The 25,416-nt window shown below is 45.5% G+C and carries 17 protein-coding genes; 10 read left to right on the forward strand and 7 right to left on the reverse strand.

The features are described 5' to 3' along the window. Nucleotides 1-165: 165 nt before the first annotated feature. The 6 genes from OE749_RS12470 to OE749_RS12495 are packed head-to-tail and all read right to left on the reverse strand — an operon-like array spanning nt 166 to nt 6,798. Complete coding sequence (locus tag OE749_RS12470; RefSeq protein ID WP_263712798.1) at nt 166-909, reverse strand: gluconate 2-dehydrogenase subunit 3 family protein; 744 nt, start codon at nt 907-909, stop codon at nt 166-168. A gap of 1 nt (nt 910) precedes the next feature. Further along, complete coding sequence (locus tag OE749_RS12475) at nt 911-2,590, reverse strand: GMC family oxidoreductase (protein WP_263712799.1); 1,680 nt, start codon at nt 2,588-2,590, stop codon at nt 911-913. Nucleotides 2,591-2,616: 26 nt separating this feature from the next. Next, nucleotides 2,617-3,321, reverse strand: coding sequence for a 3-keto-disaccharide hydrolase (locus tag OE749_RS12480; protein ID WP_263712800.1), 705 nt, complete (start codon nt 3,319-3,321; stop codon nt 2,617-2,619). Nucleotides 3,322-3,331: 10 nt separating this feature from the next. Next, on the reverse strand, nt 3,332-4,561 hold the full coding sequence (locus tag OE749_RS12485) for an MFS transporter (protein WP_263712801.1): 1,230 nt from the start codon (nt 4,559-4,561) through the stop codon (nt 3,332-3,334). Between the two features lie 12 nt (nt 4,562-4,573). Further along, the gene (locus OE749_RS12490; RefSeq protein ID WP_263712802.1) at nt 4,574-5,629 is read right to left on the reverse strand and encodes a sugar phosphate isomerase/epimerase family protein; all 1,056 of its coding nucleotides are present in this window, start codon (nt 5,627-5,629) and stop codon (nt 4,574-4,576) included. Then, complete coding sequence (locus tag OE749_RS12495; RefSeq protein ID WP_263712803.1) at nt 5,626-6,798, reverse strand: Gfo/Idh/MocA family protein; 1,173 nt, start codon at nt 6,796-6,798, stop codon at nt 5,626-5,628. Before OE749_RS12495 ends, OE749_RS12490 begins: the two co-directional genes overlap by 4 nt. A gap of 148 nt (nt 6,799-6,946) precedes the next feature. Between OE749_RS12495 and OE749_RS12500 the strand changes: the two genes are divergently transcribed. The 9 genes from OE749_RS12500 to OE749_RS12540 all read left to right on the forward strand — a co-directional run bounded on the left by OE749_RS12500 (nt 6,947) and on the right by OE749_RS12540 (nt 21,826). Then, nucleotides 6,947-7,672, forward strand: a complete 726-nt coding sequence (locus OE749_RS12500; protein ID WP_263712804.1) for a helix-turn-helix transcriptional regulator — start codon at nt 6,947-6,949, stop codon at nt 7,670-7,672. Nucleotides 7,673-8,107: 435 nt separating this feature from the next. Next, the gene (locus OE749_RS12505; RefSeq protein ID WP_263712805.1) at nt 8,108-11,149 is read left to right on the forward strand and encodes a TonB-dependent receptor; all 3,042 of its coding nucleotides are present in this window, start codon (nt 8,108-8,110) and stop codon (nt 11,147-11,149) included. Nucleotides 11,150-11,172: 23 nt separating this feature from the next. Beyond that, nucleotides 11,173-14,049, forward strand: coding sequence for a discoidin domain-containing protein (locus OE749_RS12510; protein ID WP_263712806.1), 2,877 nt, complete (start codon nt 11,173-11,175; stop codon nt 14,047-14,049). A 324-nt stretch (nt 14,050-14,373) separates the two neighbouring features. Then, on the forward strand, nt 14,374-15,306 hold the full coding sequence (locus OE749_RS12515) for a lipase family alpha/beta hydrolase (RefSeq protein WP_263712807.1): 933 nt from the start codon (nt 14,374-14,376) through the stop codon (nt 15,304-15,306). Between the two features lie 4 nt (nt 15,307-15,310). Next, nucleotides 15,311-16,246, forward strand: a complete 936-nt coding sequence (locus OE749_RS12520) for a lipase chaperone family protein (RefSeq protein ID WP_263712808.1) — start codon at nt 15,311-15,313, stop codon at nt 16,244-16,246. Between the two features lie 347 nt (nt 16,247-16,593). Next, nucleotides 16,594-18,054: a RimK family protein gene (locus OE749_RS12525; RefSeq protein ID WP_263712809.1), complete on the forward strand. Its 1,461-nt coding sequence runs from the start codon at nt 16,594-16,596 to the stop codon at nt 18,052-18,054. Continuing rightward, on the forward strand, nt 18,054-19,178 hold the full coding sequence (locus OE749_RS12530) for a GNAT family N-acetyltransferase/peptidase C39 family protein (protein ID WP_263712810.1): 1,125 nt from the start codon (nt 18,054-18,056) through the stop codon (nt 19,176-19,178). Before OE749_RS12525 ends, OE749_RS12530 begins: the two co-directional genes overlap by 1 nt. A 10-nt stretch (nt 19,179-19,188) precedes the next feature. Then, nucleotides 19,189-19,974, forward strand: a complete 786-nt coding sequence (locus OE749_RS12535; RefSeq protein WP_263712811.1) for an RMD1 family protein — start codon at nt 19,189-19,191, stop codon at nt 19,972-19,974. Nucleotides 19,975-20,233: 259 nt separating this feature from the next. Beyond that, nucleotides 20,234-21,826: a PilZ domain-containing protein gene (locus OE749_RS12540; RefSeq protein WP_263712812.1), complete on the forward strand. Its 1,593-nt coding sequence runs from the start codon at nt 20,234-20,236 to the stop codon at nt 21,824-21,826. A gap of 128 nt (nt 21,827-21,954) precedes the next feature. On the opposite strand, the gene OE749_RS12545 is transcribed toward OE749_RS12540, so the two are convergent. Next, nucleotides 21,955-23,868, reverse strand: coding sequence for a M1 family metallopeptidase (locus OE749_RS12545; RefSeq protein WP_263712813.1), 1,914 nt, complete (start codon nt 23,866-23,868; stop codon nt 21,955-21,957). A gap of 171 nt (nt 23,869-24,039) precedes the next feature. On the opposite strand from OE749_RS12545, the gene OE749_RS12550 reads away from it, so the two are divergent. Beyond that, nucleotides 24,040-25,401, forward strand: coding sequence for a BNR repeat-containing protein (locus tag OE749_RS12550; RefSeq protein WP_263712814.1), 1,362 nt, complete (start codon nt 24,040-24,042; stop codon nt 25,399-25,401). Nucleotides 25,402-25,416: the final 15 nt, after the last annotated feature.

Here is a 25,416-nt window from a genome sequence, read left to right on the forward strand (position 1 = left end):
CACGCAAAAGTACACGCCTGCATCACGCCCTTTGCATCACAATTGCGAGACACGACCAAACATTACAAATCATTCAGGCATAAAAAATCCTCAATCATTGTATGCACAACCATTGAGGATCTTTAAAAAAAGCCGAGTGTTTTTTGAGAAAAACAGCGTATTCAGCTACGCGTCAGTATACGCATAGGCAGTCAGTCCCAACGCTTGAAGTGCAGAGTTAAGGTGAGCATTGGCTTCCTCAGTCGGCCCCGGATAATCTCCAGCAATGGCAACATTGCCTTTGTAGCCAATATCTTGCCATCCTTCTCGTGAGCAGAAATAGGCAGATAAAACCAAACTGCGCAATCGTGAAAACGCACGAGCTGGACGCTCGACCTTCTCATTAACCTTATCCCTGAAGGCGATATCATCAATGATTTGCATTCGCTGCGTTTGAGCAAGCGACAAGAAAGGCGTCTCGAAACGAAGGGTGGCTTCGTCGTTAATCCACGCTAAGAAGTGTAAAATAGTAATGCGATCGCGTTGTTGCCCTGAATAAGGCGCGCTCACCCACTCGTCAATCACATCGGGCACATTCACCTTGGACGCAGACGGAAATCCACCTTCCGCTGGCACAATAATATCGGCCAAAATAGCAGTGGCTTCTAACTGCTCGGGCGTCATTGTTCTCGGCCATGGCGATTCGGGCGGAATAACCAAATTGGGATCGGTACCGTACCCTTTTGCGGTAATCGGCTCTAATGTTAAGTCTGGCCAATGGGCTGAACGGCCGCTAACAATCTGATCTGCCCCCGAGCAGCCTGTCATCGTGGCAAGTGACGTACCAGCAATGATTGCACCCATAATTTTAAGCGAATCTCGGCGAGACAGTCCGGGCTGATACATAAAGTGACGCTGTAATTCAGACATGTTAAATGACTCCCTTATTCAGTTGCTCACTTAACCAAGACGCATTACGCATAGCGAGCGTCATAATGGTTAACGTGCAATTCTTATGCGGATTGGAAGCAAAAACCCCAGCATCCATCACAAACAGATTATTGCAGTCCCACGTTTGTCCCCATTGATTTGTGACAGAGTCTTTGGGTGAACTGCCCATACGCGTTGTGCCCACTTCGTGAATAATCTGGCCTCCGCGAGAAATTGCTTTTTCAGCTGGCGGCAACTCGCCTACTTTTGCCCCCATATTTTCTAGAATTTTCTTAGCGGTTTTTAGGCCATGTTCAACCTGTTTAAGCTCGTGTTCGGCCCACTGAAAGTGAAACTTAGCGACGGGAATACCCCATTTGTCGGTTACCTTATCGTCAATTTCCATGTATGAATGTTTGTTGGGCAACATTTCTCCACGTAGGGCAAATCCGACGTATGCACCGTAATGCTCTCTTACACTGGCTTTAAGAGGAGCGCCATAGCCATCTAAGTCTCCCGATACCCATGCTCCCGGTTCACCAAAACCGCTGCCGATTTCAAAGTGGTAGCCTCTGGGGAAATCTAATTCGCCTTTTTCATGCTGCTTGTGGCCCCACCAAGGAATAAACAAATGGTTGGCGGTATGACCATCTTCATTGTATCGAGGACGATTTTTTAATGTCGGGATAAGCGCTCCCAAATATGCCCCCGTGGAATCCATTAAATTGCGTCCAATTTGTCCACTGGAATTCGCGACGCCCTTTGGATGCGCTTTACTTTTCGAATTCAACATAATACGCGCAGACTCACAGGCACTAGCAGCCAGAATGACTACTTTTGCAGTCAGTGACTTTTCGGCACTGGTGTTTTTATCAACGTAGGTAACGCCTGTGACTTTGCCGCGTTCATCTACATTTACCTGTTTCACCATCGCATCGGTGATCACATCAAGGTTGCCTGTTTTTTTCGCAAGTGGAATAAGGGATGTGGTAGTTTGAAAGGCCGCCCCAATTGAGCAGCCATGACCACAAGGCGTTGCATAAAAACATGCCGCTCTATCATCTTTAGGGCGAGTTAACACTGCACGGTGCATAGGCACTGCTGGAATACCCAGCTTTTTTGCAGCCGCAGCAACCAGCAACTCTGGCACACGAGGTTTGGGAGGCGGCATCAGCACGCCCTCCGCTGAGGGAGGCATGTCATCTAATCCAGTATTTGTGCCACATACACCAACAATGTCTTCTGTTTTATCATACCAAGGTGCCAAATCTTCATAATCTATCGGCCAATCTGCGCCCAATCCGTCACGTGTTTTACCTTTAAAGTCGTGTTGACTGAAGCGCAGTGAATAGCGCCCCCAATGGTTAGTACGCCCACCCAGCATGCGCGCACGCCACCACATCCACTCCGAACCACTGCCTTGCGTATAGGGTTCACCGGGTACTTGCCAGCCTCCATCGACTGTTGCGTCATAAAACCCAAAGTTTTTATCTTTGTTCCCCGCCCCCATTAATGGCGCGTCAGAATTTCGTTTGAACATAGGGGTTTCGGTTTTAGGATCATAATTTCGCCCAGCTTCGAGCATCAACACCTTGTGTCCTTCGTTTGCTAGCGTGTAGGCCGCCATCGCACCACCTGCGCCAGAGCCCACCACTAATACTTCATGAGTGTGTGTTGTCATCTTATCTACTCCTAATGTCACAGCCGCTAAAGCGAACGAATTTTGATATTTCTAAACCACACCGGATCGCCATGATCTTGAAGGCCAATATAGCCAGAATGGTTTTCACCAAACCCTTTCCAAGTCGCGAATTTGCTCGCATCCACCAGCTTATTCCACGTGGTGCTGCCAATCACAATGCTGGTGGTTTGAATACCGTTTTGCCACACTTGTAAATGCTTATCCAATAATTGAATTCTTACCTGATTCCATTCGCCAGCGGGCTTGTGGGAACGTGCTGGTGATGCCACCATATCGTATAGCGACCCTGATAAATGAGAGTCGATTTTATTGTCGCTGTGGCGCTCATTATCCAATATTTGTATCTCAGGTGCGTGAGAGTAAACGGCACCACCTTTTTCATCTGCGAGAATAAAAATGCCGCTGTTACCAGCTTTTGATACTTTCCACTCTAACTTCAAGTCAAAGTTGTCGTAGGTGTCGCGAGAGATAACATCACCGCCGCCTTTGGTCGATAAATGCATGGCACCATCATCAATAACCCATTTGGGGCTAACCGTTTGGCCTTTGTAATTTCGCCACTTATCGAGAGAATGCCCATCGAACAACAGCTCCCACCCTTGTGATTTCTCTTCACTCGATAACGCATTATCCGTTGTTGCTGCTAAACTGGTTTGACATGCCAATGTCAATACCGTGCCAAAACCGAAACCAAGTAGTGTTTTTCTCATTGTTATCTCCTTAATTCGATATAGATGAAGGCGCATGAGCTGCACTGGCGTGGCATTTCGCCACATAAAAATAAAATCCGATAAATGCCACAATCAGTACGGCAGGAAAAAATAGCAGGTTAGACAACACGGCTTGGGCAACGTCAATCCCGACCTGAGTGTCAGAGGCGTTACTGGCCTGCGCATTGACGCGAGCCGTGTCTATCCAGCTACCGATAATAGGGTTCCACATACTGACTGCGAACATACCGGCGCCACCAAGCAATGACATTCCCATTGCACCTGTTTTCGGCGTATATTCTGCAGCGCACCCCAGCATGGTGGGCCAGAAATAAGTCACCCCCAACGCAAACAGAATAACCGCAAAGTAAACAGCCCCCCCGCTAACTTGAGACAACATATAGATGCCCGCAGTAGACAAAACAGCAGACGCCAGCAATACCCCCGCAGGATTCAAGGTTTTCACGATAGGTCCAGCAAAGTAACGACCAATCGCCATCAAACCTGCCATAAGTGCAAGAATGAGCATCGGCGATGCACCACTTGCCCCCAAAATACGCTCAATCCATTGCTGCGTGCCTAATTCAGCTGTCGCGGTGAATGTCATACACAGCACCAAAAACAAATACACAGGCGAAATCAAATGTTTTAGGTTGCTTATCGTAGAGTGTTCAAAACCATGGGTGTCAGGGAAGTACGCTTTCAGCATCATCGCACCATACAAAAGATTAGGTAGCAAAATAATCGACACCTGCCATTGCCATGACAATCCCCAAGACGTCATCACATTAGACGCAATCGCGCCAATGACGATGCCGCCAGGGAACCACACATGAAACCGGTTAAGCATTGTGGTTTTCTTTTGAGGGTAAAGTTCAGCGATAAGCGGGTTACACCCGGCTTCCACAGACCCATTCGCAAACCCGATGAGAAAGGTTGAAATGAGTAATCCCCAAAATCCGTCAGCTGTGACAGTAAGGGTTAAGCCTAAAAAGTGACAAAGGAAAGCAAGCACGAGCAGCTTGCGAGCGCCGATGGCGTTGTATATGGCTCCGCCAAACATGGTGGCAACAGGAAAACCTAAAAATGCCATCGCATTTATCCAGCCTAATTCCGTGTCGGTCAATCCAAATTCTAAACCAAGCTGTCCGAGTATCCCCGCACGAATAGCAAAGGTCATAGACGTTACCGTAAGGGCGACGCAACTTAACCTGAACAACTGTGAACGATAGTCATGCATGTTTGTTTTCTCCTACTTCAGGCCCAGCACATGATTGTTTAAAGCGATATCAGGCTCTACACGAGCAAAATCATCAAAGGCTTTATCTGTCGGACGTATTAAGTGATTACGAATAAATGTCGCTCCTTCTCGGGCACCATCTTCTGGATGTTTAATACAACACTCCCACTCCAACACCGCCCATCCATCAAAGCCATACTGTGTTAACTTACTGAAAATTTTAGAAAAATCTACCTGTCCATCACCGAGGGAACGAAACCTACCAGGACGATCAATCCAGTTTTGGTAGCCACCGTACACACCAGAACGCCCCGACGGAGTAAACTCAGCATCCTTTACGTGAAATGCTTTAATACGCGAATGATAGATATCAATAAAACTGAGGTAGTCCAGCTGTTGAAGTACGAAATGACTGGGATCATAAAGAATGTTCGCACGAGGATGATGATCACAATGTTCTAAAAAGCGCTCGAACGTCACACCGTCATGCAGATCTTCTCCTGGGTGTAATTCAAAGCAAACATCGACACCCGCATCATCGAAAGCATTAAGAATGGGTAACCAGCGCTCAGCCAATGCTGCAAAGCCCTGCTCCACCAACCCTTGAGGCCGCTGTGGCCAAGGATACATGGTGTGCCATAGCAGCGCACCAGAGAAGGTAGCATGGCTAGTTAATCCCAAATACCGACTCGCTGTAGCTGCATTGCGTAATTGTTCAGCTGCCCATTGCGCGCGCTGTGCTGGATTCCCTCGAAGGTTAGCTGGGGCAAAACCATCAAACATCCGATCATACGCTGGGTTAACAACCAAAAGTTGACCTTGAAGATGGGTAGACAATTCGGTGATTTCTAAACCATAACTACGCACTAACCCGTTAATGTCCTCACAATAACGCTGGCTTTTTGCGGCAGTGTCCAGATCGAATACGCGGCTATCCCAAGTGGGAATCTGAATGCCTTTATATCCCATGTCAGACACCCACTTACACATTCCCTCAAGAGTATTGAACGGCGACTCGTCCGATAGAAATTGCGCAAGAAAAATTGCGGGTCCTTTGATTTGTTTCATACCGTTCTTCCTTGTTTTAATTCACACCATTTAACGTGTTGATTAGATGCCTCAACCACTTGCTCTATAAACGCCATACCTCGCAGCGCTTCATTAATCCCAGGCACAAACTGCCTAGCCGCTTTGTCTGTGCTATTGTATTCATGAATCGCGTGCGCAAAGGCTGCGTATAAATTACCAAACGCTTCTAAGTATCCTTCTGGATGTCCGGCGGGCAAACGCATTGCACTATGTGTTTGTGGGTGCAGTGCACCGACACCACTGCGAATATGTTGAGCATGACCATGCAAATCGCGAAGAATTAACGTATTGGGTGACATCTGCCGCCACTCGATGCTCGCTTTATCGCCATATATTCGAAGGTGCAAGTTGTTTTCTTCTCCAGTGGCAATCTGACTGGCCAGCAAAACACCTTTACTTCCGTTATCAAACTGCAACAACACGGTTCCATCATCATCAAGCCTACGTCCCGGTACGACCGATGTTAAATCGGCGCAAATGGCAGTAATCTGCAACCCAGACACAAATTCAACTAAGTTAGCTGCATGAACGCCGATATCTCCCATGCAGCAACTCACACCTGCCTTGCTGGGATCTAAACGCCACTTGGCCTGTTTGCCGTCTTCTGCCTCTTTTGAGGCCAGCCACCCTTGGCTGTACTCCACAACCATTTTTCTGATGGCACCTAATTCGCCATTTTGAACTTTAGCTTGCGCTTCTCGAATCATCGGGTATGCGGTGTAGACGTGAGTTAAACCATATAAGCGTTGGGTATCATCCACCGTCTTTTTAAGCTGTAAGGCCTCTTGATAAGAAAATGTGGCAGGTTTGTCAGACATCACGTGAAAACCCTGCTCAAGTGCCAATTTGGCTACAGGAAAATGTAAGTGATTCGGCGTAACCACTGCAACAAAATCCATTTTTTCAGAGGCTGGTAATGCAGCTTCCTCTCGCATCATGGCTTCATATGAGCCATAGCAGCGAGAAGGGGCGAGATTCAAGGATTCACCAAACTGTCGACTTTTATCTGCATCGCCACTAAACGCACCACAAACAAGTTCGATGTCGCCATCAAGGCGAGCCGCCATGCGATGCACTGCGCCGATAAATGCACCCTCGCCGCCCCCTACCATTCCCATTCGAATTTTTCGCTTCGAACTATCGGTCATAGATCAACCTTTCAATCAGATGTAACAAATTCGTTAAAAAGCATATCAAGCCGCCCTTTTTTGCTTTAATAGAAAATCGGTTGACAATACGACAAATTCGGCGTTTATTAAATGTAAAACATTCGTAAACAAAAAGTGAGATCGACAAATGGACGTGCATGAGATGCTAAATCAGTCAGGCGTAAAGCGTATTATTGCGGCGTTCGACCTTTTGCCTGATATTTTATTTTGGGTAAAAGACAGGGAGAGCAGGATCATCTACGGAAATGAGGAATTTGTGCACCATCAGGGCTTCAAGCACCTCGATCAAGTCAGATTAAAAACCGATTATGACTTTTCCCCCAAGCATCTTGCCCATCAGTTCGTTAACGACGATAAACGTGTCTTAAATGGACAACAAGTGAGCGACAGACTTGAGTTGAATTACACAACATCTGGTGAATTGGGTTGGTTTTCAACCTCTAAACGTGTACTCACTAACGATGACAATGACGTAATAGGCACCTACGGGATTACACGGCACTTGGAAAAAACCTCGAAAGCCCTATCTCACGTGCATGCCATCGAGGCGCCAGTTAAGTTCATTCGCCAACACTTCAGCGACAATATATCAGTAGAGCAATTGGCAGAACTGGCGCATCTATCTATTAGTGCATTAGAGCGACGTTTTAAAAAACACCTTGCCAAAACCCCGAATCAATTTATTAATGAAACCCGTTTAGAAAATGCCCGCAAACTGCTGGTAGAAACCCGTTTACCCATCGGAGAAGTCGCCTATCAATGTGGCTTTTCTGACCCGAGTTATTTCAGTAAACAATTTCAATTGCTCTTTGGTGAAAAGCCCTCAACCCTGAGAAAACACGTGGATAATTAATCCACCCTGCATGTTACCCATATCGCATCATAATAAGCATTGTGGGAAATACTCCATTACAGAAGTATGTCAGTTGTATGTCGGAGAACAATAAATGAATATATTACCTATAATTATCAATAATTTGCACGATTTCATGTGTAGTTACACAACGTTAAGCGTGTTTAAAAGCCTCCCTATTAAAATTCATTCAACGCCGATTTTGTTGTATAGGTGACCGAATTTCTGTTATCGCTCAAAGGTTAACCAGCCTTATGATTTTTAACAATCTGTTAACGCCGCATCTGATTCGCTTGGTGGCAAAGAGCGGCGAAATCCCTCACTCACGTTCATCATGCGAGTACTGATTGAGAGAAACAGAGACGACCATTAAGCAGCAAACGATTGCTTAACAAAAATAAGAAAGTAACCCTGATATCAGGATGGGAGAATGGAATGGCGAGCTCTACGATAAAATCAAAACACCTGTGCCGCACGTTCAACTTTGCACGGAGTCGGATTAGCCTCGCGTTATTGGCCGCGCTCAGCACAACAACACTACCTGCGTATACGCAGGAGGCTGAACAAGCCAATGATGATGAACTGGTTGAAACCATTGAGGTTAGAGGTATTCGAGCGAGTATGGCTGAAAACCTGGCCATCAAGCGTATGTCAAATGCGATTGTTGATGCCATCACCGCAGAAGACATTGGCAAATTCCCCGACAAAAACGTAGCGGATTCTCTCCAGCGAGTACCCGGCATTGTCATTACCCGAAGTGGCGGTGAAGGCAGCCAAGTGTCTATCCGTGGCTTATCAGAGGGACTTACGTTTACTCAACTTAATGGTAACTACATCGCTTCCTCCCCCGGCGCCCCGTCGCGTTCGTTTAATTTCGCTTTATTGCCCTCCACCATGGTGGAGCGGGTTGAAGTCTTTAAGTCATCAGAAGCACGATTAGACGAAGGCGGTGTGGGCGGCTCTATTATTGTGCACAGTCGTAAGCCATTTAACCTAGACGCAAACTCAGGTAGCGTAAATGTTGAATACACCTATGCTGATGTTACCGAAGACTATGAGCCCAGTTTTAGTGGCGTATATTCTTGGAAAAATGATGATGAAGACATTGGCTTTTTGGTTGGCTATACCCGACAGGAACGCACAAACCGCTCACTAACAGGGGATGCAGCTGATGGTGGCGGGATTCGATTTGCGACAGACGCAGACAGCGATCCTGACTTAGGCGTTGCCCCAGCCTTTGATGTAAATGGCAATATCATTCCGGATAGCACACGTCGCTTCGGCGCGTTGAAAGATGCCAATGGCAATGTTTACGATGGAGTCTGGCTTCCACAAGTGGTTGGTGCGCAAGTCTTTAAAGAAGAACGTATTCGTGAAGGAACGCAAGCGACAATTCAGTATGCACCGCTCGATGATTTAACCTTTACATTCAACTACTTCCATTTCTCACTCAGTCAAGATCATACTAACTCTCGCTTTTCCATGCCGGAATGGAAAAATAGCCCAGACTTCGTCAACAACGTGATGACCGACGACTCCGGCACTATTGTGACTGGCATTGATTACACCACAGGGGCAAGTGGCACAGAGGGAAATTTAGAATTCCCATGGATATCAGGCGGCTATGTGCGTGAAAAAGACACCTCTGATACCTTCGATTTAGAAATGGAATATGTCGCGGATGATTACAGCTTGCGCGTGAATGTAGGCCATACCAAAGCAGAGGGTGGCCCGTCAGAATCCTGGAATGCTGCCTATAAAAGTGGAGAACCAGCTAGTCGCAGTGAAAATGGCATGTTGCGAAACGCTGCTAACTACGCGGGTTGGCGACTTGATAATCAGGTTTCGTTATACGCAGATCCACTTTTGCTGGAAAACCTCCAAGCAGGTATTGGCGGCGACCCCGATCCAGGCTCAACCTACTCTAGCTTTGCTATTAGTGATATTGAAGAAGATTACGCTCAGATTGACGTAGATTACAGTGTGAACTGGGGGCCCATTTCTCAAATTCGAGTGGGCGCGAAATACCGTGAAAGTGAGTTACACAGAGAGGTAAATAATACCTTCTTTCTCACTCCGGAAGGCGTTGAATTAATCGCATCAGGTCAGCTTGATCCAAAAGATGGTCCAATGGAAGATTACATGTACCAGTGGATTGGCGGAATGCCAAATTTTGCTGATGTATTGAACGACCAAGGTGAGCAAAACATCACTGGTGGCTTCAATATTAATGTCATGCCCACCATTAATTGGGACAAATATCGCGATATTGTGACTGACAATTATCAAGAATACACAAGAAGACAGCTTGAGTTGGCCTACGATATAAGTGAAGAAATCCAAGCCGCTTATCTCCAAGCTGACTATGAATACGGTGATATGCGCGGCAACATTGGTGTGCGATATGTAGAGACCACAACGACCGTCGCCTCAACTGACCGCATCGTGCTATTACTGGATGATATTGACGATGAAGTTTATGCTCAAACGCAAGATGTTAACGTATCGACTACCTCTGGCGATCAGCGTGCTCTCGACTTTGAAACCCTAATAGAGCGTGACGTTGTAAACAAACAATGGCTACCCAGTTTCAACTTTGCATGGGACATCTCTGACAACCTGATTTTACGGGCATCAGCGGCAAAAACCATGTCTCGTCCCGGCCTAGGAGATTTGGGCGGGCAAGAAAGCTTAACCTATGTGTCTGAAGAGTACGCAGAAGACCGTGCAACCATTCGCTTTAATCCCGTAGATGTAGGCTGGTCTGGCAGTGGCGGCAACAAAGCCTTGGAGCCCTATGAATCAATTCAAACGGACCTGTCTCTTGAGTACTATTACGGTGAGGGATCCGGTATGGGCATCGCGTTATTTAATAAAGAAGTTGATAACTTTATCGTACCGTTAATTATCACCTCTGTACGTCCTACCGAAGGCTACACAAATCCATCGACAGGTGACACTATTGTGCCTGCTGGCAATATCACCGTTAGTCCGTTTAACTCTGTCGCCAATGGCTCGGACGCCACCTCTCGTGGTATCGAACTTTATGTTCAACACAACTTCGAGAGCGGCTATGGATTCAACGCAAACTATACCATTAACGACACCAATCAAGCAGATGTCAGTATCGACGGAACAAAAGTAGGCGAATCGGCGCTCATTGGCAGTGCAGACAATCAATTTAACCTGTCTGCGTATTATGAAAATGATTTATTCAGCGTTCGCGCCTCTTACAACCGTAGAGGCAAACGCAGCTTATCTTTGCATGACGGCTTAACTGTTTACGGTCTGCCTTATGAGCAGATAGACGTCAATGCCTCATACAACATCACTGAGTCTCTGATCTTTAGTGCCTCTGTTATTAACCTCACAAAAGAAGAGTCCTTCTCGCAATATGGAGATGATACCGATGCTCGCCTACGCAGCAGCAACTATACAGGACGCCGAATATACGCTGGCGTAACGTATCGCTTCTAACCTGACTTATATGGAGATAAACAATGAACAATCAAACCATAACTCACCCTTCATTAGTCAGAATACCAGCGATGCTGTTAACTGGCTTTCTCGCTGCCTGTGGCGGCGGTGGAAATGATCCTACGCCAACCGATGTACCGTTTCAGCCTGAATCAACCCATGCCACCATTACGGGCTCTGTTGTTAAAGGGCCTGTATATGCAGCTTCGCTTAACATCAGCACACTCAATAACAGTACGCTGACGATTGCATCTGGTGGAGAGACCCTAAATGACGGCAGCTTTAGCATAGCGTTACAAAGCGAGCCGGGATTTGGCATCAATTCGATAATAGCCCTCACCGCTGAGGCAAACGACAATACAGTGGTGGTTTGCGATGCAGCGCAATGTGGCGATAGAACCATAGGTGAATCACTGAGTGCAGCACAAGTAGGTAATTTATCGTTAACCACATTGAGTCATGTTGCCGTTGATTACAATAACAGCGCTGGTGGCAGCACTAACGCAACCGTGCAATTAAATGCGCTCACAACACTTGCCACTACGCTCATTCAACGCGCAATAGATAATGGTCAAAATGTCAGCTCTTCGGCACTGCTGGAAATCGCACAACAAGATGCATCATCACTGCTGCTCCGTGTATTCGGATGGCAAACTAACAGCGTTAACCTTTTTGACGAAGCAGTAGTTGATGCGCAGTCGTATGAAAAGTTCGTTACGTCAGAGCAGTGCAACGAAACGCAAAGCACCGATGAAAGCGGCGACCCTGTGTCTGAGCTTGTCTGTCATGACGTATTATTAGGCGAAAACATCATTAAATTATCGCTCATTAACGCCAGCCTCGCCGCGTTTCCAGAGGGGAAAACCCTGTCTGAGCATATTCAAGATACGCAACAACACATACTCAATGCCCTCAACGATGACAAAGATGCACTAAAAACGCTGCGTGAAGGCACACTGGCGGCCATTGAGAATCATCCTGCTTTGTCTCAACTTGGGATGACGGCAGCAGACATCATCGACCTCTCACTTTCATTGGAAGAGAGTACGGGAACAAGTGGGCCGCTCACAGAAGTCACTTCTCAAGAGAATGTAGCCACTGCAACAGTTGAAGCTAGAAACAGCATCAGCGACGCTGAAAATGCCTCAAAAGTATTTGATGGAGACGTTAACACCAAGTGGTTAGATCATAATGACTACAAAGGCGCACCGTCAGAAGCTGATCCGTCTTGGGTGCAAATTACCTTCAATGAACCCCAGGCCGCAAACACACTGCTTATCACCAGCGCCAACGACTCGCCTGAGCGTGATCCAGAGAATGTGACCGTGCAGGCGAGTAATAATGGAGAAAGTTGGGTAGAACTCGCTAAAATTACAGGCATTGCATTTAATGAACGATTTGAGCGCCAAGCTTTTACCTTTGCCAATCAGCTTGCATACCAAACCTACCGTATAAATATTACGAAAAACCAAGGCAACACCGACCTAATGCAAATTGCAGACATTCAGCTATTAGGCCCTGTATTTGTTGGGAAAAGGCACACCGACACCACGTCTTATACATCCACTGCACGGTACAGTATTAGTGATGCAGAAAATCAAGACAAAGTCTTTGACGGTAATCCAGACACGAAATGGTTAGATCATAACGACTGGCAAGGCGCGCCCAGCGACGCAAACCCTGCGTGGCTACAAGTCGACTTTGCTCAACCTGTGGCAGTAGATACACTGGCAATCACGAGCGCAAATGACGCGCCTGAGCGGGATCCAGAAAACTTCAGCTTGTTGGCATCTAACGACAATGGCACCACATGGACCTCCATCGGAGACTGGGTGGGAGAATCGTTTGACGATAGACTTTCACGCAAAAGCTGGCCTGTCAGTAATCAATTGGCTTACACCTCTTACCGCCTAGAAGTGTCTAAAAACCAAGGGAATGCAGACCTCATGCAAATCGGTGAGATTGAACTTATCGGCCCTGAAGTGGCTGGGGAAAATCACGCTCTTTCCAGTGGGGCAAGCTACACTGCGCGTTTCAGTATTAGTGATTCAGAAAGCGCCGCACAAGCATTTGATAGTAATTCAGATACCAAATGGCTGGATCATAACGACTGGCAAGGTGCGCCCTCTGATTCAGATCCTGCGTGGATTCAGGTTGATTTACCAGAAGCAAAAACCGTCAATACACTGACCATCACCTCTGCCAATGATGCACCCGCAAGGGACCCTGAAAACTTCAGCTTGCTGGGCAGTAACGACGGCGGAACCTCTTGGACAACGCTGGCCAGTTGGACCGGTGAAAGCTTCAATGAGCGCTTTGAACAGCAAAGTTGGGCAATTAACAATACACTCGCTTATGCCACATATCGCTTAGCTGTCAGTAAAAATGCAGGCAATGATGGACTGATGCAAATTGCAGAGGTGGGATTAATAGGCCCACAATATGAAAGTATTGATCATTCAGACAAAACTGGCAGTAGCTATACAGCGCGCTTTAGCATCAGTGATAATGAAAGCGCCGCACAAGCATTTGATAACAACCCAGAAACAAAATGGCTTGATCATAACGATTGGCAAGGCGCACCCAGTGAAGCAGACCCGAGCTGGATTCAGGTTGATTTAGCTGAACCAACCGTGATTGATACGCTTGCTATCACCAGCGCAAACGATGCACCCGAGCGCGATCCCGAAGATTTTAGTCTACTCGGCTCAAATGACGGCGGGCAAACTTGGGAACCCATCGCCAATTGGGTTGGAGAAAGTTGGAATGACCGTTTTGAACGCAGAGTCTTCAGCTTTACCAATGGCTTCGCATACACCAGTTATCGCGTATCAATTAGCAAAACCAATGCAGATTTAGTGCAAATAGGAGAAATTGAACTGATTGGGTTAAACAAATAACAACATATGTTTAACATTTTGCTCAGCTAATCTTCTTGCCGCTGAAGGCGTTAACGCCATCGGCGGCTTTACCAACTATAGATATCTTCTATTGCTTAATCCACCGCCTTTCGCACGTTTATCCCATTTTTCGCCGCTCATCCGATAAAACCTAGAGAAAACGCCCCATCAACAAACCATTAGTTTGATTTATATATGTGACTTAATCAAAAAAACATACATATCATCAATACTCAGCATAAACGGCAAATATTTTACCTGGTTAGACCTCACGAATACCATTTGTTTCGAATTTGTTAATACAACGTAAACAAGGACACACTTATGAAACTGACTAAAACGCTGTTGTTGTTCCCGCTTTTGTTCTCCCTGTCGCTATTTTCACTCCAATCCCAAGCCTCAGATTATACGAAAACGAAATACCCCATCGTCTTGGTACATGGCCTGTTTGGTTTTGACTCTGCATTAGGCGTAGATTACTTTTTTGGCGTACCCCATGCGTTAGGAAAAGACGGAGCAAAGGTATACACAACACAAGTTTCGGCAGCGAACAGTTCTGAGTTCAGAGGCGAACAATTATTGCTTCAAGTTGAGCATATAATTGATCTGACTGGTGCTGAAAAAGTGCATTTATTTGGCCACAGCCAAGGCGCACAAACTGCGCGCTATGTTGCTTCAGTACGTCCAGATTTGGTGGCATCAGTGACGAGCATTGGTGGTGTTAACTGGGGAAGCCCTGTCGCGGATCTGGTTCGAAATAAAGTACCCGATGGTTCTTTCAGCGAGGCGATTGCTGAAGGTGTATTCAACGCCCTTGCGACAATAATAGACTTTGTTTCAGGTAACGCAGGTAACCCTCAGAATTCGCTTGAAAGCCTTGAAACGTTGACCACCGAAGGCACGTTAGCATTCAACGCTAAATATCCAGAAGGCGTGCCTTCACAATATTGCGGCAACGCCAACATGATTGCAGACAATGGTGTTTATTACTTTTCTTGGAGTGGCGGTAAAGCGTTTACCAACATGTTTGATCCTACCGACGCAGCGCTTACGGCTACCAGTCTCGTGATTGGTGAGACCAACGACGGGTTAGTGTCCAGCTGTTCAAGCCGTCTAGGTTACGTGATTAAAGACAATTACAAAATGAACCACATTGATGAGGTAAACCACACCTTTGGTATTCATCACTTATTTGAGACGGATCCGCTTACCGTGTTCAGACAACAAGCTAATCGCCTTAAAAACCTAGGTTTATAATCCAATGAAGGCATTTGCTATTTGCCTGGTGGCCGCCCTTGCGGCCATTTCAGCCTCATTTTATTTTAATGATAACTTACGCAATAGCCGCGCAGCAGACGGCCCAAAAAGTCAGAGAAGCGTATCCAGCATGACTGACACAGATACCACTTCGCTGGCAATACCTGCTCAAGCTGTTCGCCCACTTCACGTCTCGGTTGATGGCGAACAACATGTTGCTGACGGAAACTGGCTAAACCATCAAACTCGACACCTACTGGATTACTATCACAGTTTTTACGAGCAAGGTGAAGATATAATGTGGTCAAAATTTGACACCTACTGTTCTCCCCTTCCCCATTGTCCAGAGCTAACAGAAATACTCATTCGCTACCTCGACTACAAACTGGCTCTCGCAGCAATAGATTCTGGCATGGTACATACCGCTATTGAAGCCCAGCAACGCCTGATAGATGTCAGTCGATTACAAGACGAATACTTTTCAGAAATTGAGCGCCATGCGCTGTTTACAGAAGAACATACCCGAGACTCACTTGCACTTCAACGTATGCAACTGATGCAGGATAAGACGTTAAGCGAAGCCGCCAGACAAACCCTTCTTGAGGCGCATTTTGAAACGATGCCAGAAGAACACAAGCGGCATTTTACCCCCAGTTTTGAGTTACAAAAAGCCATTACGCTAACCCAGCAACCCAATAATTATAATGCGCTGGCAGCGGAATTCGGCGATGAAGTGGCAACACGACTCCAAGCCTCAAGGCAACGTAAGGAAAATTGGCTTGCCCGTGTAGAAGAGGTGAAGCGATTGTTCGCTGCGGAATTAAGCGAGGCTTCTGATTCTGAAAAACAAATTTATCTCGACAATCATTTTACGCTTAATGAACAAAAGCGCCTGCATGTTTATCTTGCTTACCCGTCGCTCACATCGGAAACACCTTAACCACCATTTTTCTAAAGATCGCTTCAATCCCCCACTCAAGGCCATGATATCGAGTGCGAAAATTGCGCCCAAACAGAGGCGCTATCGCCCCTTCATTCTAAATTGATAACCCCTACATATACGCTAAGACTACCCAACACTTATCGACGTAAAGTTTTTCTGATCACGATGAAAAAATATCATGGTCAAAAATACATCAATACACATTTATTCATGGTACAAAGCGCGTGAATTTTAACGCTCTTCAGATTGTATAAAAACCCGTGTCAAATTCATTCTGAAGGTACACATTAGGCGAAAAGCGCCTATATTTTTTAATAAGTTATCCAAAATATTAAGGAATCATCGTGCCCAAGACGCTTGTGGTAACCGACAACGCTCAACAGCTTCCAACACTCAATGCTAAGGTGATCAGTTTTCAACAGTATTTGTCTGAGTATCCGAAACTGTCTGAGCCTAAAACGCGAGTGATTAACCTATGCGACACAGATAAATATTTGAGTCAGGGATACTATTGCTCGTTGTTGGCGGAAGCACGTCAGCATCGTGTATTGCCGAGCGTCAGCACCATCAACGACTTAGGGGTATACGATGACAATCAACAGTCTTTGGGCATTCAGATCCCATTACCAGAGACTGTGTCGAAGTCATTGGCTGAAGGCAAACATCAGTGTTTAGTGTTTTTTGGACACGTTTATCAATCGCCTATGGCAAAGGTTGCTCGCTATGTATTTGAACGGTTTGCCGCGCCACTTTTGGCGATCAGTGTCGAAGTAGACAATAGCAGAGCCGTTGCCACCATCGATACATTGAGTATGCACCAGCTGGATGACGCGCAGCAACACGCCTTTTTTGAGCAGTTACAACACTTTACTCAACAGGTGTGGCGAAGCCATAGCCGCAAAAAAACACAGCGCTGGGAAATGGCGATTTTAGTAAACCCAGATGAACCAACGCCTCCAAGTGATAAAAAAGCGTTACAACGTTTTGTTTCTGCCGCTGCCACTAACGGTATTCATGCGGAGCTGGTGACCGCAGCAGAGATTGGCATGTTAAGTCGGTATGATGCTCTGTTCATTCGCGAAACAACCTCGATTAAGCATCACACCTACAATCTGGCCAGAAAGGCAGAGCAGGAAGGCTTAGTGGTCATCGATGATGCAGCCTCGATTTTGCGCTGTTGCAACAAAGTATTTTTACATGACGCGTTTACGTATAACGGTATCCCTGCGCCACGCACACACTTTGTCTCGGATTCAACGCCTGAGACACTAGCAAGTTTGGTGGCTGATTTTGGCTTTCCTATGGTATTGAAGCTACCAGAAAGCGCATTTTCACTTGGTGTATTTAAAGTGAAAACGGAACAAGAACTGACAGACAAATTGGCTATTCTGTTAGCTGAATCTGCACTCGTGTTGGTTCAGGAATACTTGTATACCGATTACGATTGGCGAATTGGCGTATTAAACGGACGCGCCCTTTATGCTTGCCGTTACCATATGGCGAGAGGGCATTGGCAGATTTACAATCATGGTGCCAAGACGAAAGATACTTCGGGTGATTTCGAAACGTTACCTACGTTTGAAGTACCGTCAAAAGTATTAGAAGCCGCATTAAAAGCCGCCAAATTTATTGGAAAAGGATTGTACGGGGTCGATCTAAAGCAATTGCAAGATCAGGTGTACGTAATTGAAGTCAACGACAACCCAAGCATTGAGCAAGGCGTAGAGGATCAATATTTAGGTAAAGAGCTTTATATGCAAATCATGCAGGAATTTGCTAATCGACTCGAAGCGAGGGGACGTTAATGGCGTTGCCAGCGGTAGCAAATACGAAGGTTGATATTCGTGATGTGCAAAAGTCCGATATCAATGCACTCACTCAACTTGAGCAAACCTGTTTTGCCACTGATCGTCTGAGTAAGCGTCAGTTCTCATACTGGCTAAAAGCGCAGCATAGGGTCTTTTTAGTGGCTGAATCTAACGGTTCATTGCTGGGTTATGGGTTGGTGATCATGCGTAAAGGCACGCGTTTAGCGCGCCTTTACTCTATCGCCGTAAGCCCTGATGCACGCGGTTTAGGATTGGGCAAACAGCTTATCGAGGCGTTAGAACAAACCACATTATCTTTTGACAAATTATTTATGCGCTTAGAAGTGGCTGAAAATAACGAAGCCGCAATCTCTTTGTATAAATCAATGGGGTATAAAGTATTTGGCACTTACACCCATTATTATGAAGACAATAGCAACGCTCTGCGAATGCAAAAAGACATTCGACAACAATTTGTTGCGCGCAAATTATCCCCCTATCCGTGGTATCAACAAACCACAGAATTTACCTGCGGCCCTTCTTCATTAATGATGGCGTTGGGTAAATTAGACAAACAATTTGTGTTGTCGCAGCGCTTGGAATTAGATTTGTGGCGAGAAGCAACCACCATTTTCATGATGGCAGGACACGGTGGTTGTCACCCTATTGGGCTCGCTTTGGCTGCGCATAAACGCGGTTATAAAAGTGAAGTGTTTATTAATCAGGCTTTACCTTTGTTTACTGGCGGCGTACGCAGCACACATAAGAAAGAAATCATTGAGCATGTTGAACTTCATTTTGAAGAACAAGCAACCGCCGAGGGCATAACGATAAAAAATGAAGAATTCACGCTCGAACATTTAAAAGCAGCGCTATCCTCTGGCAAAGCGGTACTCACGATGATCAGCACCTACCAACTAGACGGACACAAAGTGCCCCACTGGATAGCTGTCACCGCTATAGATGATACCTGTTTGTATATTCACGACCCTTGCGTGGACGATTTGCATTCCGCTCCGCTGGATTGCCAACATATTCCTATCGCACTGGATGATTTTTATAAGCTGTCGAGCTATGGCAAAACCAAACTTCGTACAGCGGTGTTGTTGTCTTTACAATGAGAAAATAAATATGGCTAACGCAAAAGCGCATGATGTTGAATTTGTCCTAATCGGGCGCAACATTTCGTTGGAAAAAGTCAGTAAGCAATTAGGCAACCAATTTTTCGAAAAACGCTATCGAGATGCGCTCTATATCAGCGTACCTAACGGTGATTGCTTTGTTTTCGATTACGGCGTTTTTGTTTGCTGGGGATTAAGTGATCAAAAACGCGATCAGATACTCGAAGAAATTTTGCCTGCAACGCTTATTCCTGAGGAATCTCTACGTTGGGAAAAACTCGCATTTGACGTCCATGAAGACAAGCCGGTATCTATTAGTGGTGACGAGGTCTCTTTGCCTAATCGAAAAACGCTAACATTGTTGGCCGTAAGTCATGCTATCGCTCAGTCATGTAAGCTTGAGCAATTTGAAAGTGTGGCGGAGAAAGTCATTTTAGATAATGCGTATTTATCAGATACCCTAGCGAAAACGGGAAATATTCCACTGAATCGTAAAAAGCTTGCGAAACTCAGAGGCATGTTATTCCAAACCACAAACGATATTGTTCTGCACTTTAATCTTTTAGATACACCTGAGTTTTTTTGGGAATACCCAGATCAAGAAGCTCACTATTTGGCAGTTGCCAAATATTTAGATTTAAAGCCAAGAATAGAGCTTTTGAATTTAAAATTAGACACCATTCACTCTCTATTAGAAATGCTAGCAGCGGAGCAAAATCATAAACATTCTGCTTTTTTGGAGTGGATAATTATTATCTTGATCGCGGTAGACATTGCGGTTTACTTTGGCCACTAACCATTAGGTGAGAGTTTTATCCATTTAACATCACCTAAGTAATAGATTACTCTGCAGGTGATTTAATATGGCGATTTTTATTTATTTAATATTTTGTCTTTTGGTTTTATATGCCTTTTGCAGAGGTCAAGTCACGGCCTACTGCGAAAGGCTTTATGATCCGAAAGAGAGATTAATCATTCACAAATCTCGTTGCTCAATATTGTACTTCAGTTTATTTGCCCCTTTGGTATTGTTAGCTGGGTATTACAGTGACATAGTGCTGAACCTATTTAACCTCGCGACAAGCGCACAACTCAACGTTGGCGCAAACGACGCTGCGTTGAGCGCACTGTCTGAAAATAGTTCCGCTATAGAACGATCGATTATCATTACGCTAATGCTCTATGTCATCAAAGACAGTAAACGCTGGCAACACAATGAAGGGCAATTTTTAGAGCTGTTAACCAACATGTTTGGTGGAAAAGAAGAATACTACGAACTAGAACACAGTATCTCTACTAACTTTGCCTCGGCACTCACCCTCAAGCACTTAAGTACAACCCAGACAGCGGAGCTTGATGGATACAATATTCCACCATCACACGCACATATCAAACAACTCATGGCGCAAATTATAACGTGTAAGCAATACGGGCCACTTAGCCATTTGCCCGAGCTACATACCGCTGAACAATATACGATGGAGCTAATCAATACGACTCAACAAGACGTTATGGTACGAGAACGAGAAACCTATCTGGTGATAGGTAATCTGCTAAAAGCGGTTCTGGCAAAACTCACTAAGATCTCACCAGATAAAAGAACGTTATTTACACATCTGAAGCGCATTGGGGTAAAAATTCCTAAAAAGTATGGTTTGAGTATCAGCTTTAGTTTCCAAGCTATTGTGTGGGTCTGTATTACGTTAGTGACTACCAGTGCGATTTTCGCCATTCATGTTGCTCAACTGCCGCTCACGGCGGGCCAAATAGCGGTTAATCCAACGCGCCTCTATGAGGCTTGGGTGACGTTCTGGTCTATTAACATTGCTATTGGCATGACAGTCGGTTTTCTCACGGCAAAAATTTATTTTAAAATTCACAGAACCGTAGACACATTACCAATGTTACTCATTGCTGGTGCCGCAGTCATTGCCATCTTGTTTTTTGCCGTCACTCAGCTTATTGGTCATCAAGCGAGTTATTTAGTATTTCCGAACCACATAAATGCATTTCATGTCACCGTGCCCCTACTGTACTTCGTGACTACGGTAGTGTCTTTAAGTTATGGCGCGAGTCATTTTCATAGCCACGATAAACTGGCTTGGATAGTGAGTCGGCGCAGCATAAATTGGTTGCTCATGACACTAATTAGTATCGCTTGCGCGCTGTTTGTTTTGTTCATGACCTCGTTATCGTCAAAGCATGAGCCACTGTATTACCAACAGTCTCTGTCTATTTATTTTGCGATTACGCTAATACTCACTAATCTCGTCTTTTTCTATCGAGGTTACCGAGCGGCTATTCGTTATAAAAATCAGATCCAACGTGCCGATGAGCGACTGTCTTTATTCGGACATCCACTTGATGTATCGGTCACAGTAGGGGGAGAAACCTATACAGGAAAACTCCTTAACTTTTCCAGTTCAGGTTGCTGTGTAGACATAGCCATTCATGTAGAAGATAAAAGTGATGTTCAATTGCAGCTTGCCGAATCAGACCTCACCAGTAAGCTTATATGGCAGAAGCGCAAAGGGGTATTCCACCCTCATTATAAGTCTGGGCTTAACCATGAGAATGAAAAGAAGCATGAAGCATTTCTTAATTGGTTAAACGAGAAAGGCTTAGATAAATTTATTGTCAGTATCTAACCTAAGCAAGCATCGGCTTTGAATATACAATGGCTTTCAACATACGCATGCAAATACTTCAGGCAACAAAAAGGCGGCTTAGCATGCCGCCTTTGCAACAATTTATACTGGGCGTTATTAAGGAATAATTACTTCACAAACCCTTCGTTCGCTTTTACCGTAAGTGGGTGATAGCCCGCCTTGGCTTCAGCGAAGGCTTTTTGCGCCATTGTTTTCCCTTCTGGCGTTTTCGACAACGCTCGATACAACGGCTTAACCAACTTGTTGCGGCCAATACTTACCAAATAATCATGCAGTCGCGCATAGGCGGGTTCATACGTATTCTTTACGCTTACCATCAACCAGCTATGTGCAATCTCGTTATTGCGACTTTGGGTTAATTGAAATGCATTGTCTAATTCAGAAAGCTGCGTGTTCGACAGTTTTTCAGGCAAGTTATTTAAGAAGTACAACCACTCATGTACCGTCCACTCTGCTGTATTGATATCATTTGCAGCAACCTCGCCCGCCAACCATTGGCTACGAATAGTATCGATTTTACTGAACGCATCTGACGAGGGAACAGTTGTATTTTCAGGAATACCAGGCTCAAATATCCATGTATGTATTCTGTCTTTAGACAGTTTGTCAGGATATTGCGCTAACAAGGTTTTATCTAGGTAAGTTATAAACTCGTCGGTGGTGATACTTTTAAACGCAAAATCCTGAAAGTATTGCAGTAAAAACGCATCAAAGTTGTCGCGCCCGATTTTGTGCTCTATTTCACGTAAAAATAGCGCCCCTTTTTCATAGGGAATATTAGAGAACACATCATCAGCATCACGGCCTCTTAAGTCTATCGCGAGAATCTGATCGTTCTTATCTAGTGATGAAATATCAGCTTGCAAATCTTGGTAGCCCAACACCGCTTCCATGTTGTAACGATCAGTGCCGTAAATCATTTCCATGATTCGGTAGGTCAAATACGTCGTAAACCCTTCGTTTAGCCACAAATCACGCCATGTCGCATTGGTGACAGTATTGCCCGACCAGCTGTGTGCAAGCTCGTGGGCAATGAGTGCAACCAAGCTTTTGTCGCCAGCAATTACGGTAGGTGTGATGAAGCTTAAACGCGGGTTTTCCATGCCTCCAAATGGGAATGAAGGCGGTAAAATAAGTAGATCGTATCTGTCCCATTGGTATTCACCGAATGACGCCTCTGTCACTTCCAACATCTCTTCAGTGTCTTCAAACTCTTTGGCTGCCGCATCTAACAACGCAGGCTCAGCATATACCCCCGTGCGTTCACCCATCGGTTTGAAGGCTAAATCTCCAATAGCTAGCGCAATCAGGTAAGACGGAATCGGTTGCGGCATAGTAAAGTGGTAATCACCATCGCGTGCGGTGTCTGGGTCGTTTGATGCACTCATAACAGCCAGCAAGGCTTCTGGTGTTTGAATTCGTGCATTATATGTCACACGCACTTTCGGCGAGTCTTGCAGAGGAATAAAGCTCCGCGCATGCAGGGCCTGAGCCTGAGTAAACAAAAACGGGTGCTGTTTGCCCGCCGTTTGTGCTGGCGTCAACCATTGCACGCCAGATGCGTCAGGTGATGTATGGTAATTCACCGTCACTTTATTCGCGCTGGCAGGAAGCGAAATAGACAAGGCACTTCCTAAATTCGGGTCGGCCTTTGCCAATGAAAAGTCTACAGGTTCACCATTAAACGTGACTGATTCAATTGATAAATCTCGCGTATCCAACATCAATGTAGACGCTTCAGGTGCCATTCGTTCAACCGTCAGCGTGGCTGAACCTTCTAATATGCGCTTGTCAAAGTTGGCAGTGAGATCTAAATCAATATGCTTAACAGCAATTTCAGAGGGATTTGCGTACGAGTGATAATCAACGCCCGTTTGAATGGTAGACGTGACGCTACTTTCTTCAGTGGGCTGCGACTGCATGTCGGGCGCTGGCTGCGAACAAGCGCTTAAAAGGCCAGTTGCAGCAACAGACAGCATCCACCCACGTACGACACGATTTGATACAGGGGAAAAGTTCATGTTTTTCTCTGATGTTATTATTCTCAAAGTAGTAACCTACCACAATACGCCATGTTACTGAACCTAATGCGAAAAGCCGTGTAGAAATGGAATAATCCACCATCATCACGGTAACTTTTGCTACCATAGCGTTGTGCCGGTTTACGCACACCTATTAACAAGGAAAAATACATGGATACATTGGTTAACAAAATTGGAAAAGTGATTGGAAAAATCGCATTTTCAGCGACACTCCTGCTTCCCACCTTATCACTGGCGGCGACTTATCAAGGTCTTTGGTATGAATTGCCTCAGTACTTTGGAGAAGACAAAGTCCCAAAATATTCAGGCGCTATGGGCACCGCCACCACGAAGCATCGGCCTCTCGCCATATACTCTGACAAGCATAACAAAACGTTCTTTACTTATGGCGGTTTAGACCCTGCAAAGCCAAGTCAAATGGCCATTTACGTGGGTTGCTACAATCATTCAAACAAACGCCTCTGTTCGAATCCTACACTTGTTACTGTAAAGCCGAATGTGCTTGATCAACACGACAACGCGTCAATTCTCATTGACAAAGATGGGTACATTTGGGTGTACGTGAGTGGCAGAAACACAAGCCGTCCGGGTTTAGTCTACAAAAGCCGCTATCAGGGTAGCATTAGCGTGTTTGATCAAGTGACATCAACCCCTTACCCTGCCCTCTTTGCTTATCCTCAACCTTGGTTAACCGAGACTAATGGTAAAGTGCTCTTGCACACCCAGTACACAAACGGCCGCGAACTCTACATTACGCAAAACAATACCACCACTAAAATGGTAAAAGGTGGACACTACGCCATTTCATATACCGACGGCGACCGCATTGTTATGGCCTACAACTCGCATGTTAATAACCACCCTGACTATCGAACCAATGTCTATTTTATGGAATCATTTGATGGTGGAAGAACATGGAAGAATCGCTTTGGTGATGCACTTCCGCTACCACTGGAACAATTTGATTCGCGCGCTGCACTGCGAGATGGCTATCGCAATACGGGGTATTTCACGTATTTAAAAGACATTAAAATTAATCAAAATGGCGAAGCAGTTGTTCTCTTTACTGTTTCAAAAACCGCGGATCCTACCAATTTCACTCACCGTCGTTCATTGATAAAAGTCATCGTTCACCGAGACGGCAGACTGTCGATTACCACAGTTGGTTCAGCTGACGTGGTTCATGGACGCTTTGAAGAAAACCATAATTATTCCTCTGCGATGATTGACTCACTCACTGGCCATGTATTTGCGACTGGCTACGAAGCTGGTTATTCAATGCGAGATAGAGCTGGCGGCAATATTTATCGTTTTTGGGGTAATGTCATGTCGGGTATACAGGTCACCTACGATCACATGCAGCACCACAACTTCTTACGAGACGTGTATAAGAAAACGCCTAACAGCGCAAGTGACTTCTCTATGTTCTGGGCTAGCGGACACCCAACTGATAACACCATTCCGTCGCAACTCCACTATTACGGTGGCTCGACAGTGCACACCATGCACTAAGCTACACAGAAGGGA

Origin of the sequence: Fluctibacter corallii, from assembly GCF_025751585.1 — a bacterium.
Lineage (GTDB): Bacteria > Pseudomonadota > Gammaproteobacteria > Enterobacterales > Alteromonadaceae > Fluctibacter_A > Fluctibacter_A corallii.

Excerpts from the sequence above, each read along its gene's own strand:
- OE749_RS12535 (WP_263712811.1), top strand. The coding sequence starts at position 19,189 with ATGGCTAACGCAAAAGCGCATGATGTTGAATTTGTCCTAATCGGGCGC.
- OE749_RS12500 (WP_263712804.1), top strand. The coding sequence starts at position 6,947 with ATGGACGTGCATGAGATGCTAAATCAGTCAGGCGTAAAGCGTATTATT.
- OE749_RS12510 (WP_263712806.1), top strand. The coding sequence starts at position 11,173 with ATGAACAATCAAACCATAACTCACCCTTCATTAGTCAGAATACCAGCG.
- OE749_RS12530 (WP_263712810.1), top strand. The coding sequence starts at position 18,054 with ATGGCGTTGCCAGCGGTAGCAAATACGAAGGTTGATATTCGTGATGTG.
- OE749_RS12515 (WP_263712807.1), top strand. The coding sequence starts at position 14,374 with ATGAAACTGACTAAAACGCTGTTGTTGTTCCCGCTTTTGTTCTCCCTG.
- OE749_RS12470 (WP_263712798.1), bottom strand. The coding sequence starts at position 909 with ATGTCTGAATTACAGCGTCACTTTATGTATCAGCCCGGACTGTCTCGC.
- OE749_RS12550 (WP_263712814.1), top strand. The coding sequence starts at position 24,040 with ATGGATACATTGGTTAACAAAATTGGAAAAGTGATTGGAAAAATCGCA.
- OE749_RS12490 (WP_263712802.1), bottom strand. The coding sequence starts at position 5,629 with ATGAAACAAATCAAAGGACCCGCAATTTTTCTTGCGCAATTTCTATCG.
- OE749_RS12505 (WP_263712805.1), top strand. The coding sequence starts at position 8,108 with ATGGCGAGCTCTACGATAAAATCAAAACACCTGTGCCGCACGTTCAAC.
- OE749_RS12495 (WP_263712803.1), bottom strand. The coding sequence starts at position 6,798 with ATGACCGATAGTTCGAAGCGAAAAATTCGAATGGGAATGGTAGGGGGC.
- OE749_RS12520 (WP_263712808.1), top strand. The coding sequence starts at position 15,311 with ATGAAGGCATTTGCTATTTGCCTGGTGGCCGCCCTTGCGGCCATTTCA.
- OE749_RS12545 (WP_263712813.1), bottom strand. The coding sequence starts at position 23,868 with ATGAACTTTTCCCCTGTATCAAATCGTGTCGTACGTGGGTGGATGCTG.
- OE749_RS12480 (WP_263712800.1), bottom strand. The coding sequence starts at position 3,321 with ATGAGAAAAACACTACTTGGTTTCGGTTTTGGCACGGTATTGACATTG.
- OE749_RS12485 (WP_263712801.1), bottom strand. The coding sequence starts at position 4,561 with ATGCATGACTATCGTTCACAGTTGTTCAGGTTAAGTTGCGTCGCCCTT.
- OE749_RS12475 (WP_263712799.1), bottom strand. The coding sequence starts at position 2,590 with ATGACAACACACACTCATGAAGTATTAGTGGTGGGCTCTGGCGCAGGT.